Source organism: Pseudorhodoplanes sp., assembly GCF_059499825.1.
In genome coordinates this window covers 1-22,081 of sequence record NZ_JCABZI010000015.1, presented here as the reverse complement: position 1 = coordinate 22,081, position 22,081 = coordinate 1, and the positions used below count along the sequence as shown (strand labels likewise).

Annotated in this window: 20 protein-coding genes and 1 pseudogene; 14 read left to right on the top strand and 7 right to left on the bottom strand. The window is 57.7% G+C overall.

Going from position 1 to position 22,081, the window contains the following annotated elements; all coding sequences use genetic code 11:
- The first annotated feature begins 1,345 nt into the window (after positions 1-1,345).
- The 4 genes from AC5I5I_RS21220 to AC5I5I_RS21205 all read left to right on the top strand — a co-directional run bounded on the left by AC5I5I_RS21220 (position 1,346) and on the right by AC5I5I_RS21205 (position 3,892).
- Positions 1,346-1,768 (top strand): hypothetical protein, encoded by a 423-nt coding sequence (locus AC5I5I_RS21220; protein WP_495976351.1) that lies wholly within the window; start codon positions 1,346-1,348, stop codon positions 1,766-1,768.
- Positions 1,769-2,460: 692 nt separating this feature from the next.
- The gene (locus tag AC5I5I_RS21215) at positions 2,461-2,682 is read left to right on the top strand and encodes an acyl carrier protein (RefSeq protein ID WP_495976350.1); all 222 of its coding nucleotides are present in this window, start codon (positions 2,461-2,463) and stop codon (positions 2,680-2,682) included.
- 307 nt (positions 2,683-2,989) lie between these two features.
- Positions 2,990-3,232, top strand: coding sequence for a hypothetical protein (locus tag AC5I5I_RS21210; protein ID WP_495976348.1), 243 nt, complete (start codon positions 2,990-2,992; stop codon positions 3,230-3,232).
- Positions 3,233-3,397: 165 nt separating this feature from the next.
- Positions 3,398-3,892: a hypothetical protein gene (locus AC5I5I_RS21205; protein WP_495976346.1), complete on the top strand. Its 495-nt coding sequence runs from the start codon at positions 3,398-3,400 to the stop codon at positions 3,890-3,892.
- A gap of 930 nt (positions 3,893-4,822) precedes the next feature.
- On the opposite strand, the gene AC5I5I_RS21200 is transcribed toward AC5I5I_RS21205, so the two are convergent.
- Positions 4,823-5,029: a hypothetical protein gene (locus AC5I5I_RS21200; protein ID WP_495976344.1), complete on the bottom strand. Its 207-nt coding sequence runs from the start codon at positions 5,027-5,029 to the stop codon at positions 4,823-4,825.
- A 749-nt stretch (positions 5,030-5,778) separates the two neighbouring features.
- On the opposite strand from AC5I5I_RS21200, the gene AC5I5I_RS21195 reads away from it, so the two are divergent.
- Positions 5,779-7,197, top strand: a complete 1,419-nt coding sequence (locus AC5I5I_RS21195) for a carbohydrate porin (protein WP_495976342.1) — start codon at positions 5,779-5,781, stop codon at positions 7,195-7,197.
- 470 nt (positions 7,198-7,667) lie between these two features.
- Here the strand turns inward: AC5I5I_RS21195 and AC5I5I_RS21190 are convergent, their stop codons facing one another.
- Both AC5I5I_RS21190 and AC5I5I_RS21185 read right to left on the bottom strand, forming a co-directional pair.
- Positions 7,668-8,117: a DUF3574 domain-containing protein gene (locus AC5I5I_RS21190; protein ID WP_495976340.1), complete on the bottom strand. Its 450-nt coding sequence runs from the start codon at positions 8,115-8,117 to the stop codon at positions 7,668-7,670.
- A gap of 108 nt (positions 8,118-8,225) precedes the next feature.
- Complete coding sequence (locus AC5I5I_RS21185) at positions 8,226-8,903, bottom strand: DUF924 family protein (protein WP_495976338.1); 678 nt, start codon at positions 8,901-8,903, stop codon at positions 8,226-8,228.
- Between the two features lie 93 nt (positions 8,904-8,996).
- Here AC5I5I_RS21185 and AC5I5I_RS21180 point away from each other — a divergent pair, with 93 nt between their 5' ends.
- The 3 genes from AC5I5I_RS21180 to AC5I5I_RS21170 all read left to right on the top strand — a co-directional run bounded on the left by AC5I5I_RS21180 (position 8,997) and on the right by AC5I5I_RS21170 (position 12,536).
- Entirely contained in the window at positions 8,997-9,956 is a 960-nt protein-coding gene (locus AC5I5I_RS21180) for a LysR family transcriptional regulator (RefSeq protein ID WP_495976336.1), read from the top strand.
- An 82-nt stretch (positions 9,957-10,038) separates the two neighbouring features.
- Positions 10,039-11,223, top strand: coding sequence for an MFS transporter (locus AC5I5I_RS21175; protein WP_495976334.1), 1,185 nt, complete (start codon positions 10,039-10,041; stop codon positions 11,221-11,223).
- 395 nt (positions 11,224-11,618) lie between these two features.
- Positions 11,619-12,536 carry a tripartite tricarboxylate transporter substrate binding protein gene (locus tag AC5I5I_RS21170; protein WP_495976332.1) on the top strand — a complete coding sequence of 306 codons (918 nt, stop codon included), beginning with the start codon at positions 11,619-11,621 and terminating at the stop codon, positions 12,534-12,536.
- A gap of 17 nt (positions 12,537-12,553) precedes the next feature.
- Here AC5I5I_RS21170 and AC5I5I_RS21165 read toward each other — a convergent pair whose 3' ends face one another.
- Entirely contained in the window at positions 12,554-13,474 is a 921-nt protein-coding gene (locus tag AC5I5I_RS21165) for a LysR family transcriptional regulator (RefSeq protein ID WP_495976330.1), read from the bottom strand.
- A gap of 367 nt (positions 13,475-13,841) precedes the next feature.
- Here AC5I5I_RS21165 and AC5I5I_RS21160 point away from each other — a divergent pair, with 367 nt between their 5' ends.
- Together AC5I5I_RS21160 and AC5I5I_RS21155 are read left to right on the top strand one after the other, a co-directional pair.
- Positions 13,842-14,672, top strand: a complete 831-nt coding sequence (locus tag AC5I5I_RS21160; RefSeq protein ID WP_495976328.1) for a methyltransferase domain-containing protein — start codon at positions 13,842-13,844, stop codon at positions 14,670-14,672.
- Between the two features lie 178 nt (positions 14,673-14,850).
- The gene (locus AC5I5I_RS21155) at positions 14,851-15,243 is read left to right on the top strand and encodes a DUF3455 domain-containing protein (protein WP_495976327.1); all 393 of its coding nucleotides are present in this window, start codon (positions 14,851-14,853) and stop codon (positions 15,241-15,243) included.
- A 504-nt stretch (positions 15,244-15,747) separates the two neighbouring features.
- Here the strand turns inward: AC5I5I_RS21155 and AC5I5I_RS21150 are convergent.
- Positions 15,748-15,885, bottom strand: a complete 138-nt coding sequence (locus AC5I5I_RS21150) for a hypothetical protein (RefSeq protein ID WP_495976326.1) — start codon at positions 15,883-15,885, stop codon at positions 15,748-15,750.
- Between the two features lie 5 nt (positions 15,886-15,890).
- Between AC5I5I_RS21150 and AC5I5I_RS21145 the strand changes: the two genes are divergently transcribed.
- On the top strand, positions 15,891-16,460 hold the full coding sequence (locus AC5I5I_RS21145) for a helix-turn-helix transcriptional regulator (protein ID WP_495976324.1): 570 nt from the start codon (positions 15,891-15,893) through the stop codon (positions 16,458-16,460).
- Positions 16,461-16,835: 375 nt separating this feature from the next.
- Here the strand turns inward: AC5I5I_RS21145 and AC5I5I_RS21140 are convergent, their stop codons facing one another.
- Positions 16,836-17,711, bottom strand: a complete 876-nt coding sequence (locus AC5I5I_RS21140) for a DNA primase family protein (protein WP_495976356.1) — start codon at positions 17,709-17,711, stop codon at positions 16,836-16,838.
- A gap of 73 nt (positions 17,712-17,784) precedes the next feature.
- Here AC5I5I_RS21140 and AC5I5I_RS21135 point away from each other — a divergent pair, with 73 nt between their 5' ends.
- Complete coding sequence (locus AC5I5I_RS21135; protein ID WP_495976322.1) at positions 17,785-18,147, top strand: hypothetical protein; 363 nt, start codon at positions 17,785-17,787, stop codon at positions 18,145-18,147.
- A gap of 58 nt (positions 18,148-18,205) precedes the next feature.
- Here AC5I5I_RS21135 and AC5I5I_RS21130 read toward each other — a convergent pair whose 3' ends face one another.
- Positions 18,206-18,757 carry a hypothetical protein gene (locus AC5I5I_RS21130; RefSeq protein WP_495976320.1) on the bottom strand — a complete coding sequence of 184 codons (552 nt, stop codon included), beginning with the start codon at positions 18,755-18,757 and terminating at the stop codon, positions 18,206-18,208.
- A gap of 169 nt (positions 18,758-18,926) precedes the next feature.
- On the opposite strand from AC5I5I_RS21130, the gene AC5I5I_RS21125 reads away from it, so the two are divergent.
- Positions 18,927-21,416: an EAL domain-containing protein gene (locus AC5I5I_RS21125; protein WP_495976318.1), complete on the top strand. Its 2,490-nt coding sequence runs from the start codon at positions 18,927-18,929 to the stop codon at positions 21,414-21,416.
- Positions 21,417-21,663: 247 nt separating this feature from the next.
- Positions 21,664-22,081: pseudogene (locus tag AC5I5I_RS21120) on the top strand (methyl-accepting chemotaxis protein); the annotation flags it as partial.

The window sequence follows — 22,081 nt, the reverse complement described above, 5'->3', positions numbered from 1 at the left end:
ACGCAGAGAGGCGATTTTGAAAAGGGACTGCGCCGATGAGTCCGGGAACTTGAATTCATTCCGGAGCATGGTTCGGGCCGAACGGAGCGTTGCGAGTGACTAGCGCTGGCGGAGGCTTGGGCGCGGAAGACGAGCGCGGACTTAAGCCAGCGAAAACCCTGCGATGCAATCTGCAAGGCATACCCGCTATCTCCTTTCAGGGCCTGATTCACTACCCGCCGTAGCCCCATGGTCGACTTCGAACCGAATCCAATACAAGCGGCCGGGCGCTTAGCAACATGGGTCCTTCGTGTCTTAACCCTGGCGGCGATCGTAGCGTGGGCCATTGCTGGGTACGCGTTGTTCCGCGCGATAATGTGATCTGAGGATACGGAAGCCGGTTGCACGGTGGTCGCGTCGCCATGGCCATGAAGTGAAAGACCCCGGCTGCAGCCTCTACATCCGGGGCCTAACGTGCGACGTGGCTCGAAGGGGCTAACCAACTCACCGCCTCGGCACGAGGAAACCCTAGCACGGTTAGGGCAAAGAAAAAGCCCCGCTAGCCATGGCTTTGCCGGGCACGGATTTCGATGAGGGTGGCGGCGGGACAAAAGTAACCACGGGTCCAGGACAGATTCATATGTTTGGCTATGCTCACCGCGGCTGTCTGTTATGCCGCAAGGAGAACGCGCTAACGCTCGACCATCAGACTTTCAGCAGACTCTCTGCCCCTCGATTTGAGACAACCTTCATTTAGCTTACTGAGGCGGGCCGCTCGATCGCTGCACTATACCGCTTGCCACCGCGTCCCCTCCGTAGGGCGCATCTGCGGTCAAAAAAAGCGTGCTGGAGGGAAGATGGGCGACAATTCAGTCGGCGGGCTCAGTAGACCGTCGTTGCGACCCGCAGGTGACGCACTTTCTCGCCCAGGCATCTGCCAACCTCAACCACTCTCGTCGAGCGGCCTCCTCGAGAGCTTGTCGCGCCATGCTGCGGCAGTGGATCTCGTAGCTGCGAAACTCGTCGGCGTCCTCGGTCAAGGTCAGCCTCCCAATATAGCGTGAAGCGCTGACGGCGGCTAAAGTTCACGGGAATCGGTCTGCTTCGGCAAAAGGGACAAAAGCTCGGTTCATCGCGGAACCCGCTTCATGGATGTTTTGGCATTGCATCGTCGGCGCGGAAGGTGAGCGCTTAGGGGGAAAGCTGGTCCAGACAAGTCATGAATCCGGGGAGAGGGTGACTTGCAGGTTTCCAATGCGGGGAGCGCTCCGCTTCCCGTTGTTATGCCGCGCGGGTACTTTTTGACAGATCGGGGACTAGCAACCTGCTGACTTACCCGCCTTCCTGAGCAATAGGGAGCATGGAAATGCTGCGCTCCCACTCCTTCGATGCTCAAGACAAAGCGGTGGCGCTAGAGCGCGCTGCGCGATACGATGGCCATGAGTTGAGTTGTGGGAAGGCGAAACGCTGGTCGAGCGGTTTCCGGCTGAGGATTGCACCTCATGAACCACACCCCACTGAGATCGTCGTCGCCGCAACCACTCTGGTTGTCGTAAGGGTCGCGGAGTGCGGGCTCATCCTCGAACGGAGCAGTGGGAAGTGCATGCGAACAGGACTACGAGAACGCTCGGCGAAGAAATATCGCGAGAAGTTTGAAGAGATGAAAAGGCTGGCAAAGGTTGCTGATGAGAGCGGCGACGAGGCCGCCAGACGCAGCTATGAAAAACTTGCAGAAGGTTGGCACGAAATGGTCAAACACGCCGAGCGACACGGGCGGCTAGGAACCTGACTTGACCTGCCTTCTGCGAACTCACGAATCATCTAAGCCCCCCTTGATTATCCGAGCAAGCATAACTCCGCTTTTCTGCAAAAACCTGCTGCTTAGGCACCCGCAATTTCTTTGACTAGCGGGACGTCTCGCGATCGTACAGATAATAAATGTCGTCACCGATGCCGCCGTAGAAGTGGTCCGGAGCATTCACGGTCAAGTGTGAAAACGAATCTAACCATCCCGCTATTGAGCGCACCGTCGTTGCTATAGAACTGATCATTCCCGAAACCTCCGCGCAACGAGTCGCCGCCCAACCCGCCCCATAACTTGTTATTGAGTGCGTTGCCGGTGATTTCCATTCCGCCGTCGCCCATGACCTTGCCATTTTCGACATTGGCTCCGAGCGTGTACCAAACGACCGGCCAGAGATTATCGCGCCGTACTTGGACGGTATCGTCACCGCCATTCACTCCCTCGACAACAGTGGCGTACAGGCCATCGGCGCAATCGAGCGGCGGTCCTAAACGACAAAATAGACGTTAGCATCCGAAACGGCAAGCGGCAGATATCCTGCTCGGTGTGGCATGGATGCGCCCCGATTGGGTTCATCCCGGTACCTCGCGGAACGTCCAGCAGCCAGGTCGCTCATTTGTATGGTATACACTCTGCGTCGCGGCTGTTCTTGGCCGAGGCGGAAAGAGTAGATATACATGACCAATGCAGAGACCCAACTTCTTACAGCTATTAGAACGGTCAGGGGGCCGGGGAGTTCTCTAGAGCTCGACGAGGAGCTTGCGGCGTTCATCCGAGACAGCTTTGATTTCTTCGAATTGCAGCTGGCTCTTGAGGAAGCGTTCGGTAAAGAGATAGATAGCGAACGCTTCATGGGCGCGAAGACGGTCAGAGATCTGCTTGTGCTGCTAATGGACTAGCTGCGCTCGGACGATAAGGCTCGGCCCGTGCTAGAAATCCCCCAGCGCGCGAGGGCCCCGATCGCAAAACAGAGAATTCCCCAGCATCTAACCAGGGCGGACGGCGCCTTGCGGCACCGTTTGCGTGGCGCCGGCACGATCGCTAACAACCCGGCCAGAGCGTTGACGTCCAATATGAAGGTGCCTCTTACGTTGACGCCACGGTGGAGGTAGGTCTCCACGCCGACCCTCGACCCCACGGAACCTCTTCGGCCCTGTAGGGTTGAAAAGGCACTTCCATCTCCGTCAAGAACTTCGCCGGCTGCTTATGGTCGGCTATTTTAGCGGCGAAGAGGCACGGGTGGCAAACAACGGACGAAATTATCTCGATCCGGTGACTGAGCTAAAAGCGATTCATTTAAAAGTAAGAATGGGCATGACTGATCTGATCGCCCGGCGAATTACGCCGGAGCAGTTGAATGACATCACTCGCGTAGCGGACCGCAGAATTAAAAAGATCGAAAAACGTATGAAACGTGACAGTGCGCCGACTAGGCTTCAGCCACTGTAATAGCGAGTGTCGAGTCCACACGCACATTAGGTCCGGATGTACAGGCGGCGACAGCCGGGGCCTTTCTATGCCCGCGCCCTTCGGAGGCCTTCGGGGTCGAGGCTTAAACGGAGACGAGCGGAACGCTGCTGTGCCTGATGCATTGGGCCGTTTAGGAGGTCAGCAATGCGAGAGCTTCAGCAACTCTTCGCATATCTCGTTGGGCTTGTCTTAGTTGCCGCCTCGGTGTGCGCTGGCGTGATAGTGACTGCTGTCCAGGGAGTTGATTACATACCGGCGACGTCAAGCGTGTCCGCTGTGAAGAAGGAGCCGGGGCTGGCGGGAGTGCAAAGCTCAATTTTGGCGGATCCTAGTGACGATATCCCAGTGTGGATAGTACCAACCCCAAAATACGATTACGACCCGAAACTGATGATCGTGAAGTCGCGTGAAGAGAGGCTGAAGGAGGCTGAACTTAGGCGGAAGCAACAGGCAGCCCAGTATGCCGAAAATAGACGTAAGCAAGCCGCTCAGGATTTAGCGAAGCTGCAAGCCAGAAAGCGAGTCCAAGAGAAGACCGTCAAGCAACGTCACGAGCAACAATTGCGTGAGAACAGCAGCGCCTACGCCTACCAGCCTGAAGTCCAACCAGTGTTCGGACTATTTTCTCTTTTCCGGTAGATGAGCAAGCCGGATGAGACTATGGACGTTTTTTGCGCCATGAGCGCGCACGATCGCTTTCTGCTTTGCCGCCGCGTCATGGGGGAGATCGGCGCCCGCGTGGTCGCAAAGGGTCTGGATGGTCTAAGCAATCGAAAAAAAATCGCGGCAATTTTCTTTCTACGATGGTTGACCTAACGGCTTTGGCTTGGCGGGCTCGTTCCTGTCCGCGCCCCCACCGTGGCCCCTCGGAGAATCATCTGATCAGCCAACGGGCCAGCGCGGCTGCCGATACCCGCTGCCCCTTCCGCTGCGGGGACCGAGACTCTCACGCCAGATGGCGCGAGAACGATCGCGCCCGCAAAGCCCAACGTGAGCAGAGCGAACAGTCCAAGCGCAGCGTCGGACGACCGGAACTGTTTTTGCATAGCGCGAGGATAACCGATTCCCGTACTGTGCGTTCCCCGGATTAGATCAAGTTTCGCCCATCAGCATCGCTTTCTACGGCGCGTCCGGATTTAAGACCTTGATCCAGTCCTTGCATGGGCCGGACGTGTAGGCCTTGTCGCGGCGCTTGGTAACGACCCCCGTCGAGTCCCATCCTGCCGGCGGCTTCAAAACATAGCCGCGCCGTCAGTGCCCGTCATGTGATCGGCATAGACGGTGCCGCCGGCGGAGCTATTCAGCATCTCCGCGAGCAGTCCTAACCACAGTTCGAGTGGTAGAGGCAGGAGATCGCGGCCGCCGACCTGCTGTCAGGTCGAGGCGATCAACGAACACGCCGGTCGTGTTTGCGAGAGTTCAGCAGCCCGAAGTCGCCGATGCCGCGTTTACCTTCCACCTCGCTCTCCCCAGAGTAGCGTCAGGATTTTCAAACCCGCCCCTCGCTCTCGCAGGGCTAAGCTGGTATCTTACGCAACTCGCGTGCGAAAGACCCGGTGCTTCAGAAAATCACCGTCTGGTCGGTCGCTTGAATGTCGGGCCGCTGCTGGGGCTGAGGGTGCCGATCTTTTCCCCGCCTTGCCACAGCTCCAAAGAGTGACCGTCGACTAACTTGATGCAGGCTGTAATTGCCTGGCTCTGGTCGTCGGCAATGATCTCGTGAACGCCGATATGACGGCCCTTGATGTCCAGAATGTACGCACGAAATTCCGGCACAGTCACCCCCTCTGTCCGAACCGGTTGTTCCCTTTACGGAACTGACATCGAAAGGCAAGACCGCGCAGGTTGTGCCCGTGAGGGTGGGCTTAGCTCGCGCCTTCTGTGGCTGATGCTTACCCCTGCGATCGCTCTTTGATCGGCTGTCGGGCCGGGTTCTTGATCGTAAGTCCCAGTTCCCCGGCGCGCTTCAAGATCGAACTCTTGCTCTTGTTCAAGCGGATCGTAAGGCGCTGCAGGCTCACGCCCTGCGCGATCGCATTGGTTAGAACTGCATCTTCTTCATATGTCCAAGCCATCCTCGTCCTCAACAAAATGGTTTAATGGCTGAAAAGTTTGGCTAAGAGCCAAAGTATGGTGCCGTAGAAGGCGGCGCCCGCGAATGCGCCGAAGACCAGGCCTTGCACGGGGTGGTTTGAGGTTCCGCCTAATTGCCAGAGCTTGAGTCCTGTTTGCGTCACCCCGGCTACGGCGCCGATTAGAAACCAAATCATGGCTTCGCTTTTAGGCCTTTCTCGACAAGCCGGCGGATGACCTCCGGGCGGCTCTGGCGCTCCTTCTGTTTTGCGACCCATTCTATTCCTACTCAGCCCGGCCGCATAATGCGCTCGGTGCTGACGCCGCTCGCCGGGCTTTTTCTTTTTAACTGCCCTTATTTGCACCTGCAACTTAGTTGCAAAAAGATTGACGCAAGGTTGTTGTCGTGTCATTTTCATTGTTGCGAGTCATTCGCAAAAAGCGGGCTTCTGATGCGTGCTGTAACTGTTCTGCGCGGGGGCTTGGGAAAGCGCCCGATCAAAGGTGGTTCACGGAAGCGAGCCTTGGCTTTGGCAGTTTTGATAGCGGGTCTGGTTCAAGGCACCGCCATCGCCGAGGACGCCGGCGCAGACGGTATTCCTGCCCCCTCCGTTGCCACCAGCTTGCCAGCCAATGGCGATCCGTTTGGCGCGCGCAAACGACTCAGCGAGCGCGGCATCACTTACGGTCTGATCTATACTGGGGAAGGGCTGCGGAATACTTCCGGCGGCGTGGACCAGGGAAGCATTTACGAGGGCAAACTTGAAGCGCTGCTCAACGTGGATTTTGAGAAGCTAACTGGATGGAAGGGGCTGAGCCTATTCGCGAACGGCTTTCAAATTCATCGCTCTCGTGGGCTCCGCGACGATCACTTTGAAAGCCTGATAACCATCAGCAACATCGAGGCCGTGTCCTCGACGCGACTGTCCGAAGTTTGGATGGAACAGAAGCTTCTGAATGATACCTTCAGTATCCGTTTTGGGCAGCTTGCAGCCGACGGCGAGTTCTTCGTGAGCAACTACGCGAAGATCTTCATCAGCAACGACTGGCCGATAATCCTTGGCGCCAACTTGCCGGCAGGCGGCCCGGCCTATCCATTGTCGACACCGGGCGTGCGGCTTAGATTCGACCCCAGCCCGCATTGGTCGATATTGGCCGCGGTGTTCAACGGCGATCCGGGCGATCAGGCAACCGTCAATCGGCACGGCACGAACTTCCGCGTCAACGATCCACCTCTGGTAATGGCTGAACTACAGTACAAGTATAACCAGGAAAAGGACTCGTCGGGCCTGGCCGGAATTTTGCGTCTGGGCGGCTGGTATCATTTCGGCAAATTCGACGATTTGCGCTTTGACAATCTAGGCCTTTCCCTTGCTGACCCACTCAGCAGCGGCATCGCTCGACAGTATCTGCGAAACGGCGGCGTGTATGGTATTTTCGATCAGCAGATCTTTCGTCCCAAGGGCGGCGACGCCGATAGTGGGATCAGCCTATTCGGCCGCTTTGGCGCAACGCAGTCAGATCGCAATCTCGTCGATTTCTTCTTTGATACCGGCATTGTGTTCGCCGGGATGTTGCCCGGACGGCCGGCTGACAAGTTTGGCGCCAGCCTAATCTACGCGCGCATGTCGAGCGTCGCGGGCGCCCTGGACTACGATGCGATCGCGTTTTCCGGTGAAATGCAGCCGATCCGCGACTATGAGATGCTGCTGGAAATAAGCTATCTGGCGCAGATCAGGCCCGGTTGGACCGTGCAACCGGTATTCAGTATGTGTTTCATCCAGGGGGTAACGTACCGGATGCCGCAGATCCGGCCCGCGCCGTTCGCAGCGGTGCCTTGTTGGGGGTCAGAAGCACTGTCGCGTACTTAAGCTCCAAATCCAGAACATGACTCAGGCATTACCTGATCCGGCGCTCCGTCAATCCGCTCGGGCCTAAGTGCAGTGGTTCGGCTGGCAACCTTGCCCCATGCCATGCTCAGCAATCTAATCAAGCTTCACCACCACGCCGGTAGACATGTTACGAAAGGCGCCTTTGCGGTTAAGTCGGTTAAGTACGGCAAGTGCCGCCTGGGCTTAGCGCACAATCTCTCAATCGTAGACGTCCTTTTCTGACCCAAAGCGGACACCGCAAAGAATCCCATATTGGATTTTCGCGCGCGTATGAGCGCCTTGGAACCTGTAAGCTAGGGAGCAGAAAAATGTTTCGATTTTTCGCAATAGCAGCCTTGGTACTCAGATCCGCAGTGCACGCCCAAGATCCCTCGAAGACGGACGGCGACAAGTATAAGGTTCGGTTTGAGCCGGCAGATACGTGGTCCGCAACTATCAGGCCGAGTGCATTAGAATGAGACGCACGATGTACTGTCGACGCGCATCACACTATCCTGATCAAACCGTTCCTTGTAGGCTGACCGAATTGACTCGATGTCAGCCTCTGTGCGCCTTGTCGGCTCGTGCCAAATGACAAGGATGTTGGACACCTCCTTCGCGAGGCGGCCGTCGTTGCCTCGCCATTGGCCCGGGCCTTGGAGGACGGTGAAACCATCAGGAAAGCGCGGAGTAACCTCGTTGTCCAAAAATCTTGCCCATTCCTCACCGCTCACTGGCGCGCTCTGAAGGCGAGAAGTTCCAAAAACCATCTCTAGACGTGCCATTGTGCGCGCCGAAGACGGACATGACGGGCCTGATGCAGCTGAAGCCCCTGCCAGCCACAACGCCATCGTACCCAGCGCCATGCCGATAGAAACTGTGGCCAGAACGGACATCTGGCCGGTGTGCATGTTCGTCATCAGCCGTCTCCTAGCGACCGACCGGTTGTGCCGAAGAAGTTCATTTCCCAGGGAGCAAACCAGTAACTAGAAATCACAAGAGGAATTGCAGCGCGCATCGCCTCGCTGTCACCCGGCGTAACCGCCATGGTTGAGGAAATCCTGCTCGTCCGGACTCATGGTGCGACCGAGGATTGCGTTGCGATGCGGAAAGCGGCCGAAGCGCCGAATGATGTCGCGGTGTCTCTGCGCATGCGACAGGCTGGGTTGTCCCAGTCTCCGGACCAGCTCAACGGAGCGTTCCTGATCCGCCAAGTCCTCAGAATGGGCAAACGGCAGATAGATGAAGAGCGACAGCTCCGTCTCCACCTCGCGATCATGACCAGCTGCTATAACTGCTTTTGCGATCTCCCGCGCCATTTCATCTGTAGAATACATACGCGGCGTGCCACGAAAGGCATTACGTGGAAACTGGTCGAGCAACAACAATAGCGCCAACGCTCCGTACGGCGTTGACGTCCAGGCTGCGAGCTCGCCCCGCGCGGCGGCTTCATGCGCTAGCAAGAAGCGCTCGCGAAAGCGCCGGTCGAAGAACTCGTCCTTGGCGAACCATAGTTTAGGTCCGGCCTCGCGCCAGAAGTCGACGACCGCGATAGCGTCAGCGGCGGGCACAGTGATTGAGTGACTGCGCGCGGCAGGCGGGTTGTCTACGTGCGACCGGTGAATCTGACCCGCTGCGGGCTGAATCGTTGCCAAGGCCGGTGTGACTATCCCTATCATGGCAATCAGCAATTTTGGATCCGTCATTTTCTTTCACTCCTCTGCGCGCACTGAGTAGCGTGGCGGAACCGACAAATCGCATCTTGATAATGATGAAGCCAATGATATGATTTCACCAATATGCTGAACCAAATTGATCTATCCCGGCTGGATCTAAATTTACTTGTCCTTTTCGAGACCGTGCTGGCTGAACGGCACGTCGGTCGGGCAGCTGAGCGGCTGCACCTTTCGGCATCAGCGGTTAGTCATGGGCTTGGACGTCTTCGCCGCTTACTGAATGACCCGCTGTTTTTAAGGACGCCAAAAGGGGTGGTCCCTACTGCGAGAGCCGCTGAACTCGCTGCACCCATTTCTGACATCCTGGGTCAAATCAGGAAGGTAGTTGCAACTGCTGAACCGTTCGATCCGGCTACCTCAAAGCGCCGATTCATGATTGGCGCACCCGATGGCGTCTCAGCCGTAGTACTGCCGCCCCTGCTCGCAACATTAAAGAAAACAGCGCCTGGTATCGATATCGGTATTCGGCAAATTCTGCCTCCGCACGGCGTGCCGTTCGAGCGTGTCTGGCAACCGGCCCTTGACGATCTTGAGGCACGCGCCATCGACCTTGCGATCGTTCCTATCCATGAGACTCCTGCGCGCTTCGAGGGCCAAAGAATCTACGAGGAAGAATTCGTCATCGCGGCTCGGATAGGTCACCCTTATTCCAAGACGCCGACCCTGAAACGGTTCTGCGAGATGAGCCACCTTCTCGTATCGCTCACCGGCGATGCGCATGGGTTCGTCGACATGGCACTCGCAGAACGCGGAATGAAGCGTCGAATAGAACTCACTGTTCCGAACTTCATGATGGCCCTCGCAATCATTGCGGAGACCGACTTGATCGGCGCTTTGCCAAAGCAGCTCGTTGCGAGGCACGCCGCACGTTTCCGCGTCGTGGGCACGAAGGCGCCACTTCCCCCTAGACGCGATCTAATCCGCGTTGTCGCTTCCAGAGCCGCGCTAATGGATGGCGGAGTGGCGTGGCTTTTCGGAATGATACGCGACACGGCTAAAGTGTCAGAGTTACGTCAACCATGATGGATTGTGATAGGCCAATTGAGAGCTGTATAATCGATATAATTCGAAATGCCCTATAGACCCTGCCGTTGGAGGACTCGACGTGGAGCACCATCGCCGTTGGATCATCGTGGGCTCGGCTGCCCTGATCCTTGCCGTCTTTATGGGGATGCTCGTTAACGGCCTGACGGCATTGTTCATCCCGATGGAAATTGCCGAAGGCTGGAGTAGGTCCGACGCAGCGGCCATCAATAGCTTCGGATTGCTCGGCCTGGCGCTCGGCAGCGTGGTCATGGGTTTTGTCTCGGATCGCATCGGCATCAGAGCAATCTGCTTGATTGCTGTGGCAGCAATGGGTGTGTGCCTACTCCTGACGTCCCAAGTCCGCGCGCTTTGGCACGTTTACCTAACTTTCTTCTTAGCGGGCGCGATTGGCGGCGGAGCGCTGTTCGCTCCAATTTTTGCAACAGTTGGCAATTGGTTTCCAGGCATGGCCGGGTTAGCAATAGGCATCGCTGCGGCTGGACAGGCGATCGGCCAAGGCGGCGTGCCCTTACTTTCTGCTTTTTTCATTGAAGCATTTGGCTGGCGCGGAGCGATGATGGTGTTGGGCATTGCCACGTTGGCGGTATTGATCCCGCTTGCAGCGAGCATGCGCGACGCTCCCGCGTCTGTTACAGCGAGCGGCGCAGAGCAAGTGCCGTCTATTCCAGTCGCTGTGGCCGTCCCAATACTTAGCGCGGCCGTGTTCTTCTGTTGCGCCTGCATGGCCGTGCCACTCATGCACCTGATGCCGTTAATCCAAGGTTTCTGCATACCAGCAACCGAAGCCGGTGGGGTGATGCTCGCAATGTTGCTTGCGGCCATTTTTGGTCGCGTCGCTTACGGTAAGCTTTGCGACATGATAGGTCCGCTTCAGTCCTGGGCAGTCGCCTCGGCGCTTCAAACGATTGGCGTTCTGGCCTTCACACAGTCCGTTTCGCTACGGGGCTTCCTGGGCTTTGGTGTCGTGTACGGCTTCGCCTACGCCGGCGTGATGACGAGCTTACTCGTTTCCGCGCGTGCGCTAACTCCGGCGCTCCGCCGCGGCGCTCTTATGGGCATTGTTCTGGCATTCGCGTGGCTCGGACACGCCGTTGGAGGATTTCAAGGTGCTGTCGCTTTCGACCTGACGGGTAGTTACGTAAGCGGCTTCGTCATCGCAGCCGTGGCGGGGGTAATGAACCAAGCTCTTCTTACCGTGCTTCTGCTGCTTTCGCGCCCGCCAGGGACTCTGGCGCAAGCCTAATACGCTTACAGCGGCTGGGAGCCGCAGCCGCAAACTGACTGCTATGCACTAAGCGGATATAGGCTCAAGACCGCTTTGACCCAAAACAGACATCGTAGCCAGAAGCAGCCGACCGGTGGTGACCGTCAAATGCTCGAGTGTTAAGAGATCGTCAATTGTCGAGGATGCCGACGCGTGCGATTATTTGTCGCTTAGAAATCGGTCGGTCTTCGCGAGACAAGTCGCTGGGTAGCGGCATTTTCCGCGTGTGGCGTGCCTGATCCCTGCTAGCTTTGACCCGCCGGCCTCTAGCGAGAAAACGCGAGCAAGTCACAGATCAAATGCCCGCAATTGTCTCAACCCTGTCTCGACGCCGGTTGATTGGCCTCTGCGGTGCAGCTCTGGCGATCCCGGCCATGCCATCGATCGCGAAAGCGCAAAAGTATCCAAATCGAACCGTGCGCATCATCGTCGGATATGCCCCGGGCGGCGCGACCGACCTAATTGCGCGTTTGATCGCAGAACGGCTTACGAGCCGGCTCGGCCAGCAATTTGTGGTCGAGAACAGACCAGGGGCCGCGACGAATATCGCAACCGAGCACGTCGTTCGCTCCGTGCCGGACGGCAGCACACTGCTGCTGGCGTCTGCTGCCAACGCCATCAACGCCACGTTGTTCGACAGTCTCTCCTTTAGTTTCCTCCGTGACATGAGGGGCGTTGCCGGTGTGGCTCGCATGCAGAATGTACTGCAAGTGCATCCGTCGCTCCCAGTCCATACCGTCGCTGAACTTATCGCATATGCGAAGCAAAACCCCGACACACTGATTGCCGGCTCGGCGGGCAATGGCAGCCCGGGGCATGTGTCCATCGATCTCTTCAAGATGATGACGGGGATCGCAATTCTTCATATTCCTTATCGCGGTGCCGCACCCGCGCTCGCGGATCTGTTGGGCGGACGCACGAACGTCATGTTCGACAACATGGCGACGGCCATTGAACACATCCGAAGCGGTAAGGTTCGTCCGTTGGCCGTGACGACAGCCTTCCGCTCGCCGTTGCTTCCCGACCTGCCGACCATCGCAGAGTCCGTACCAGGCTATGAATCGAGCTCTTGGTATGGCGTGGCTGCTCCAGTAAGCACGCCTTCCGAGATTGTAGGTGCCTTGAACAGCGCGATTAATTCAGTTCTCGCGGAGCCCTTAGTCGTCAGTCGATTGGAGGGTATGGGCTCCACGACACTTGCGGGGCCGCCCGCAAGCTTTGACGCGTTGATCGCTGCCGAGACCGATAAGTGGTACCGCGTCGTCCGCTTCGCGAAAACCACCCCGAACTAGCGGCGCGCCAAGAACATTTAAGGCGCTTTGGCTACCCGCCTTTTCGGGGACGACTCTGAAATATTCCCAAGCGTCATGAGTGCGGCGCGTACGATCCTGAAAGCATTATCTTCTGGTTTGTTGCGATGCTGGACCAGCCCAAGCGTGCGGGTAAGGGGCGGCGTAAGCGGCCGGACGACCACATCGTCGCTGCGGCGGCTCACGGACATTGCCGGTACGATCGACATGCCCATGCCTGCGGCCACAACGACCTTGACGGCTTCAACGCCGCTGACGGTCATTGAGCGCCGCGGGGCTTGCGCGCTATTACTGGACAGCCATTTTCGGACCAGCGCACTAACTGCTCCGAATTCAAGAACTAAAAACTGCTCGGCGACGTAAGCGGGTGTGACTGTTTTCGGAACGCCACGCGCGGACGCGGGGAGGATCGCGACCAACGGTTCTTCATGCAGAGGAGTAATCGAAAGGCGAGTGTCCTCAACCGGCATTGTTACGAGGCCGATGTCTACGTCGTTGCGCAGAATGTTGTTCAACATCTCCGGTGTAGGTGCGGTGCTGACCAGGATGTCGATGCCGGGATGTTCAGCGTGCAGGCCTTTGAGCGCCGGCGGCAGCAGATAGATCAGGGCGGTCAGCGCAGCGCCGATGTGGACGCGACCGATCCAGCCGTCACGTATGCGGCGCATCGCATCCGCAATAGAGTTCACTTCTTCAGAAATACGTCGCGCGTGGGCTATAACTTCGCGTCCAGCCTCGGTCGGGTAGGCCTTCTTGCCAAGCCGATCAAGCAGACGGACGCCGAGCCTCTCTTCAAGCTCCCGGATTTGAACACTGACCGCGGATTGCGAGAGGTTCAATTGACGCGCTGCTCCGGTGAAACTCGCGAGCTCCACCACCGCCTCCAGCGCCCGCAACTGATCCAGATTGAGGCTTCGCATCTATAGTCATGCTTCATCGTTATAATAGTAACAATGAATTGGAATTATGCGATGTCAAGTGTCATTTCACTGGCGTCCGGCGGCCTTGAGCCGCCCCACTGAAGACCGAACCACAGAACGCGCCTCACCAGACCGCGGCCGCCGCAACACGGCCGCGTGAGCGCGGCCGCGTGGTCCAGACAGAAAGAACCGGGCCATGGCTGCCTACACCGCAACGGTGACGGCAAGGCCATCGCACCGCACGAACCGCGCTGCTGACCGATAAAGACTTCCTGCTGACCAACTGACGAAACTGCCCAAGCGGTTAGGTGCCGCGAGGGTCCTGCAGCGTGCCTTCACTCTCAACTCAACCAAAGGAAAAACTGACGTGAACATCCAGACCCCCATCGCCGTCGCACCGGACCTTGCGGCCGTGAAGACCAAGCAAAAGGCCGCCTGGAGCTCCGGCGACTACGCCGTCGTCGGCACCACCTTGCAGATCGTTGGCGAAAACCTCTGCGAGGCCGTTGACCTGCGGGCCGGACAGCGCGTGCTGGACATCGCCGCAGGCAACGGCAATGCCACGCTTGCGGCCGCGCGCCGTTTCGGCGACGTGGTGTCCACCGACTATGTCGGCGCACTGCTCGAGAAGGGCCGGGCGCGCGCGCACGCCGAGCACCTTCCGGTTGCGTTCCAGGAGGCCGACGCGGAGAACCTTCCGTTCGCGGAAGCGAGCTTCGATGTCGTGCTCTCGACCTTCGGCGTGATGTTCACGCCGGACCAGGAGAAGGCGGCGGCCGAGATGATGCGCGTCTGCAAGCCAGGCGGCTCGATCGGCATGGCGAATTGGACGCCGCAGGGCTACATCGGACAGGTCTTCAAGACGCTGGGTGCCTACCTGCCGCCGGCGGCTGGCGTCAAGTCGCCGGCACTGTGGGGCACAAAAGAGCGGATTGCGGAGTTGTTCTCCAATGGCGCGCAGGCGATCCACGCGGAGTCGCGTAACTTCGTGTTTCGCTATCGCTCGCCGGAGCATTGCTTGGCGGTTTTCGGCGACTACTACGGACCGATCCTCAAGGCCCTCGGCGCACTCGATCAGGAGCGGCGCGCAGCTTTGCTTCACGACCTCCATGCGCTGATCGCGCGCTTCAACCGCGCGACCGACGGCACCATGGTGGTCCCGAGCGAATATCTCGAAATTGTCGTCACTAAGCGCTGAGTTGCGCGGCGAAGACCGGATGTGTCGCTCCGGTCTTCGCCTCGCTCGTACATCAAGGGGGTTGCACGTGACCACAAGAACATTCGTGACGTGCTGCGTGACAGTGACTGTCCTGTCGATGTTGTCACCTGCATTCGGTGAGTCTCCGGACCCGATCACGACGTCCGGCGAGATTGCGGTGACCACCATCAATGCGCAGGGCGCTCAGATCTACCAGTGCATGCCGGATGCCGAAGGCAAGCTGACCTGGCGCTTTCGCGAGCCGGTCGCGACACTGCTGATCGGCGATAAGACGGTCGGGCGCCACTACGCCGGGCCTAACTGGGAAATGGCCGACGGCAGCGCAATCGTCGGCAAGGTCGCCGGCACCGCTCCGGGCGCGTCGGCGGCGGATATCCCGTTACTGAGGCTGAAGGTCATTTCGCGCCGGGGCTGGGGCCTGCTGTCGAATATTGTTACGGTCCAGCGGGTAAATACCCGCGGAGGTCTCGCAAATGGCGACTGCGCTACGGCCGGATCTTTCCTCAACGTGCCGTATTCGGCTGACTATATCTTTCTGGAACGGAATTAGCGGCGAATAAGCGGTTTAACTTCGCCTGCACTAAGACAATTGCGATAGATGCGCATGCGCACGCAACGAAGACCCGCGAAAGGTCAAAAGTACCGTTTTTGCTTCAAGTCAAAGCGTAAGCGGACGATGGCTGCTTAGCCGTCCTTCGCCTTTGTCGCCGCTCAGCTGGCGTACTCACTGTCTGCTTTTGGCACGAAGCGGACACGATGACGCTCAGGCCGGGGGCCGACGGGTCCTTCCGGCCAATCAATGCGGTGGGGCTCAGCGCGAACGCTCGCTAGCCGGACGACCAAAAAACAAGGTTAAGTCGGTTAAGTCGGTTGAGGACGGTAAGTTTCTGACCGGACTTAGAGCACAAGTCTCTCACTCAGAGACTTCCTGCTAAGCGGACGTCAGAGCCGTTGCCTTGAACGCAGCGCATCTAGCAGCCGCACCTGGAGATGGCCGGGATTGATCCTCCCGACCATGATCCATTCGGAGAAAGTCTCCTCGGGCCCCTGCCACTCAGTTCGCCTTCACGATCTGCGGCGGCGACCATGTGCCGTCGAGGATCGATGGATTGGCTTCCTTCGGCCAATACATTCGCAGCATCGGGAGGAATGCTCCCTTCGGCGCCGGCACGTACAGGCCGAGGAAAGTCAAGCGCGATGAGTTGGGGGCGCCAGTCGGATGTTAAATATTGTCTGCACACGCTCAGGATGACGCCGGCGGCGCCACAGGCGACATGCCGCGCCGCGATCTATGAAGACACATTCCAGTGCCCGGTCGTCTTCGATGCTCCGCGGATTTCGGTGCAACTCGACGCCAGACGTATGCGCGCAGGACCCAAGCGACAACTCACGCATCTGCTGGTCACGGGGGAGGACGTGGCGCGCGTCCGCGTCGCGTGCGGCGAGATCAACCACCTGCGAGACGTCATCGCCGAGCAGGTCTGGTCTCAGGTACTGGCGGGACATGTCTCCATCGATAGCGCCGCACGCTCGATCAATACCAGCGTGCGAACGCTGCAGCGCGAGCTCAATCGCGAAGGCACTGACTTCCGCAGCATCGCGAACATGATGCGCCATAGGCGGGCACTGGAGCTCCTGCGCGACGGCGGCGTGTCCATCACCAGAATCTCAACCGTGCTCGGTTATTCCGCACCGGCGCATTTCGCACGCGCTTTTCGCAAGGCAACTGGCCTAAGCCCTCAAGAGTTCCGGCTGCGGGAAAGCTAACTTTAGCGTTTCAATATTGAAGCGGCTGCTCTTCTCGATAATTTCCGAAGCGGACATTGCTTTGGGTCCTTCCTCGCTCAAGCGTATGCGGTGGGGCTCAGCCCCGGACCTCGCTAGTGAGGCCCCGTAATTGTTAGGTTGACAGCGTTGACAGGATTGACGCGAAGCGTTGACACAAGGGCCGGGAGCGTTGGGAGTGTTTTTGCAAGGCTGAGAGCGTACAGAGAGGGTAGTTGTAATTTTTTGTATTCATCAGACTCAAAAAACACTCCCAACGCTCCCTAAAGAAAAATCTGCCAGTGATCGGAATAAGTTAAGGGGCAGATTTGGCGATCTGCCCCGCACGAAACGCTCCCTCAACTGTCAAATCGTTCCCTAGATTTCGATTTCGTCCCCATCGGCCGGCGGCACCGCCTTCGGCAATGCGCCTTCGGTGACGAAATCGGGCGGCGTTTTGACCAGCCTGAGCCCGAGCCAATAGTGATTGCCAGATTTCGTGCTGCGATAACCACGGTCGGCCATCGCCCGTCCGAAGCCGGTCCGCGTCCACGCCGTGACGCTGGCCGATTTGGTCCAAGCCTCATATAGCACGAACAAGTCATGCGCTGACACCCGGGAGTCGACGTCTCGCTCCGTACAGTCCGCGAGGAAGCGGGCGAGCGGATCAGATGAGGACCGATAATCGTCCGTTGCTTCGAGGATCGCGCCAGGGGTCTGCAGGCCGCTCTGCAACCAGCCTTTTAGGCCGGCCAGCATCCGGTTAAGAATGCCCGAGCTCTCCGCCCGCAGCTTCTCGGCAAGGTGGGGGTCACACAAATCGTCCGGCACGCGCACCGTCCACGGCACCAGAACGATACGGCGCCAGATGCCGTCATCGGTACCTTTAATCTTGGGCTTGTAGTTCCCCGAGATGATTAGCTTGAACTGCGGTCGCAGCTCAAAGAAGGTCTTGTGAAGCTCCCGGACCACGATGGGCTCACCCGAGGTGACGTTCTTGATGACAGTTTCTGCCAGCACCGCGTCACGCTCAGCCTCCGAACTGCGGACCAAGCGAACGCCGCGAAGCTTTGCGAGGTGCGGCGACGCTGCGGCGCCGTCCCGCGTCGCCGCGTTCAGAAAGGTCTCGATCGGAAGGATGGTGGCATAGCTGCCTAGGATATAGGCCCAGATATCGACCTTGGTGGATTTTCCATTGCGGACGCCCCGTGAAAGAAGAACAGCAGCTGTTCGCTGGTGTCGCCGGTCATGCAGTACCCAATCACCCGATGCAGGAAGTCACGAATCGCTGTTGCCCTATTCCGATCCGCGCGCGGCCGTGGCGCGAATGAACGCCGCGAAGTGGCAAGCCGAATTGGACCGACTCGAATCGTCCAGCATTGGAATCGAAGACGTGCGCCGGCTCATGCGCGAGCAATGTGAAAAGGTGCGAGCCGCTGCCCGAAAAATACCCGGACGAATTGCGACACGACTCGCCGATGAGAATCCAAGGCATGTGGTCCGCGAAGTGATGCTTTTCGAAATCGACTCTGCGAAGCATGAAACGATTAAGGCGCTAGGGGCAAAGCCCTCTTGGACACCCGAGCCGCCGCAGACGTTGGATGTGGTGGACTCGGTACCGCTGGACGATGTGGATGGGGATGGATGGGGACGGGGACCCGGAATTCGAAAATCGACAAGATCCGGTTGAATAGATTGGCGCAACTTTGCCATCCGCTCTGTGCTCGTACTCCAAACCATGCGTTTGCCTATGCGAAGGTCGCTTTTGTGGATATCTGTTCGATGGCTCGGCTAACCGTCGCGGCTGACGCGCAAACATTGCCGCTGTAGCTTTGAAAATCGTCGATGAATGCTTGAGGGTTTTGCAGGTTGGGAAGTACGAAGTTCTCAATAAGATACTTAGCGTTTAAAACACCGGCGCTTGGATTTGGAAGAAACGGAAACTGGGCAGACACATTGCTCAGGGATTGTATCCGGGGCTCGAACGCATGTTGACCGCGATAAACGCGCTCCAGTCCGGTGTAAGTCGTCTCGAAGTCGTATCCCGGAATTGGAGAACTGATAAAGCCGGACATTGCGCCATGAGTGAGTTGCCGTCGCAGCCCATCGGCAAATTGCGTGCATATCGCTTGGACGGCGCAATGCGTGTAAAACCGAAAGTGCAGCTTTTGCTTTTCGAGCGAGAGACCTTGGCGTTCAAGAAACTTCGTCCAGCCTTGCGACGCATCAAAGTCGTCGGGCGACGGTAGAAGCGCGGCCCGTCTGTGCGCTGGCGTCGTCCAAATTGTCAATCCGGCCAACACACTGCCTCAACCGAATAGCGTGCCGCCGCCCGCAGTTCGTACCGCTTAGCTCCTGGCTCTGCCAAATATAAAGAGGATAGCTAAAAACTAACTCGATTCTGTAACGCGGTATATTGGTGTGTCCATTATAGAGGCATCTCAAATTCATTCGGCAAAGGCCACGTAGATGAGCCACGCCTTCCAGACACTTTTTACAGGCAATCCGCTCCCGATGTGGGTCGTGCACGAAGCGTCTCAGCGCATCGTCGCGGTCAATCCGGCGGCCCAAGCTTGCTATGGTTATACAGAGGCCGCCTTCCTCGCCCTCCGTAGTCACGACCTGCGACCGCCCGAAGACCGGGAGATGTTCATAAAGTTTGCGGCTTCAGGCAGGCTTTCCCAAGGCACTGAGCGGTGGACACATGTAAAGGCTGACGGGACAAGATTTTGGGTTACCGCCTTCGGCCAGCATATTCAATATGAGGGTGATGCGGCGCGCCTGATCGTCATCATCGACGTGAGCTCGCAAAAGGCCGCTGAAGATCGTCTCATCGCGAACAAACACCTCACAGATGCCGCCCTGGACAACATGTCTCAAGGTCTCTTGATGTTTGACGCTGCAGAAACATTGATCCTGTATAACAGTCGCTACTCGCAAATTTACAAGCTGCCTGAAGACAGGGTTCAGGTAGGAATGACGATGCGCGGCCTGCTCGAATTGCGAAGCAGAACGGGTAGCCTTTGTGGAGGCGTAGAGAGCTACCTGTCGGACCTCCGGGATAACCTGGGCGGCGGTCAATCTTACGAGCGAAATGTGCCTCTGCCTGACGGTCGCAGCGTGCATGTTGTGACGTCCCCACTGCCTGGAGGCGGTTGGGTCGTCACACATGAGGATGTGACGGACAGGCTTCGTTCCGAGCAGGCGCTTTTGGAGAAAAAATCGCAGCTGGACGTGGCCCTGGAAAACATGGCGCAGGGCCTGTGCATGTTTGACGCTGACGGGCGCATTGTCCTTTTCAACGAACAATATAGAAAACTCATGGGCCTTCCGCGTGAATTGATGCAGGGCCGGAGTTTGCTGGAAGTATTCAGGCTACGAAACGAACTCGGGGATCTGACGGAAGACCCAGACAAGAAGTTCCACGAGATTGTGTCGGCTGTCAGAGAAGGTCGCAAGTCAATTCGGACAATCGACCGTCGCTCAGGCGCGAAAATGAGAGTCGTAAATCAACCGATGGAAAGTGGGGGTTGGGTTACTACCTTTGAAGACATCACCAAGTGGCACGAGGCGCAGGAGCGAATTGAATTTTTGGCACATTACGATCCAGTCACGCAACTACCCAATCGCGCCTGCTTCAGTAGGGAACTGAACAGGGCGATAGAGTCCGCTCGCGCAAATGCACAGCGGCTAGCCGTTCTCAATATCGATCTTGATCGGTTCAAGGAAATTAATGATGCGTTTGGGCACGCCGCCGGCGACGCGGTACTTCGCCATGTGGCGGGAAGGTTGAAAGAAGTGGCTGGCGCGGGGTGTATATCTCGTTTTGGCGGCGACGAATTCTGCATCCTTGTGTTCGAAGGCGACAAGCCCGGTGCGGCAATGGCGATCGCTCATGCGCTTTTGGATCTCGCTAACGACGAGATCCCATTGATGGATCACACGGTGCGTACCGGCTTCAGCATTGGAGTAGCGTATTATCCCAACGATGCCCTGGACGCTGAGGCGTTACTGGCACGGAGCGACACAGCCTTATACCAGGCTAAGCGCGAGGCAAAGGGGTCGGTAAGATGCTTCGAACCGCAAATGGAGCAGAAAATCCGTGACAAACGGATAATGCAGAATGAACTCCGGGTAGCAGTCAAAGCCGACCAACTGAGATTACATTACCAACCTCAGTTTGCCCCCGATCAGTCGATTGTCGGCTTTGAAGCGCTCCTTCGCTGGCAACATCCGACTCGAGGCCTCCTGAGTCCAGCCGTCTTCGTCCCCGCCTCGGAAGATAGCGGGATCATTTTGAAAATTGGAGAGTGGGCGCTCCGAGAGGCATGCCGGGAGGCGAGCAACTGGAAAGTCCCGTATAGGATTGCCGTAAACATCTCGCCGATACAGTTTCAACAAGGCGACCTACCAAGCCTAGTCTTGGAGATTCTGCTTGGGACCGGTATCGAGCCTCATCGTTTGGAGCTCGAAGTAACTGAGAGCGTATTGATCAGCGACTATGATCGTGCCCTTTCGATCCTTCGTCGTCTAAAAAGCCTAGGTGTGCGAATAGCTTTGGATGACTTTGGCACCGGCTATTCGTCATTAGCGTATTTGCAGTCGTTTCCGTTCGACAAAATCAAGATTGATCGAACCTTCGTTCGCAACGTGACCCGGAGCCCGCAGTCCGCCGCGATTGTTCGCGCAGTTATTGGTCTTGCACGAGGCTTACGCATGCCTGTAACTGCAGAAGGCATCGAGACAAAAGAGCAACTCGACTTTCTGACAAATGAAGGCTGTGACGAGCTTCAGGGATATTTGCTCGGACGACCCAAGCCTGCTCAAGAGCTGTCTATCCTAACAGACAAAGGGTTCGCAGCTTCGACCCCGATCAATCGAGGCGCAGTAGACGTTGCGCTGCTTATTAGACTCGCGCCGAGTCAACCGGCGAGCCCAAAGGCGAGGCCATTACCTTGAGCTTGCGGTTGTCAGCTTCTGGTTGTGTACTGGATGCTGCGCAGTCTATAGGCGCGGTGATTACTTCTTAGTCAAAACCAGACGACTTTTACCGAAAATCAATGCTGCTGCCTTAAGCAGTCTTCGTCGGGCTTCCTCGAATCTCATACCACGGCGCCGTGCCAGCGAGTGTCGGATGTAGATAGCGGAAGACACGCTAGGCCTGCGAAGCCGACGCGCGGGTCAGTCTAATCTTCGAGGATACAGCATGATGCCTTCGAACCAGGCCGCGGTCACTGCGGGCGCCGGCTTTTTCGCTGACCGTAGAATCAGTACCAAGTTGTTCGCAGGCTTTGCCGCTGTGTGCGCTGTATTGGCGGTAGCGGTTGGTTTTACCCTCTACGTTGCGAGCAGCGCCTCAACAACGGTCGAACGAATGGCCAACCTGAGAGTTCCGGTTGCTCTCGATAGCACCGAACTCGTCGGCAACATCTACTCTACGCTGGCCACGCTACGTGGGTATCTGCTGACGGGTAATCCGCAAGGCAAGAAAGATCGCGAGGCGATGTGGAAGGAGCTCGAGGGGACCAGCGCGTCTTTCGATTCGAAGGCGCAACGCTTCACCAATCCGGCCAACAAAAGAATGTGGATCGAAGCCAAGTCGCTGCTCGAGGAGTTCCGGTCTG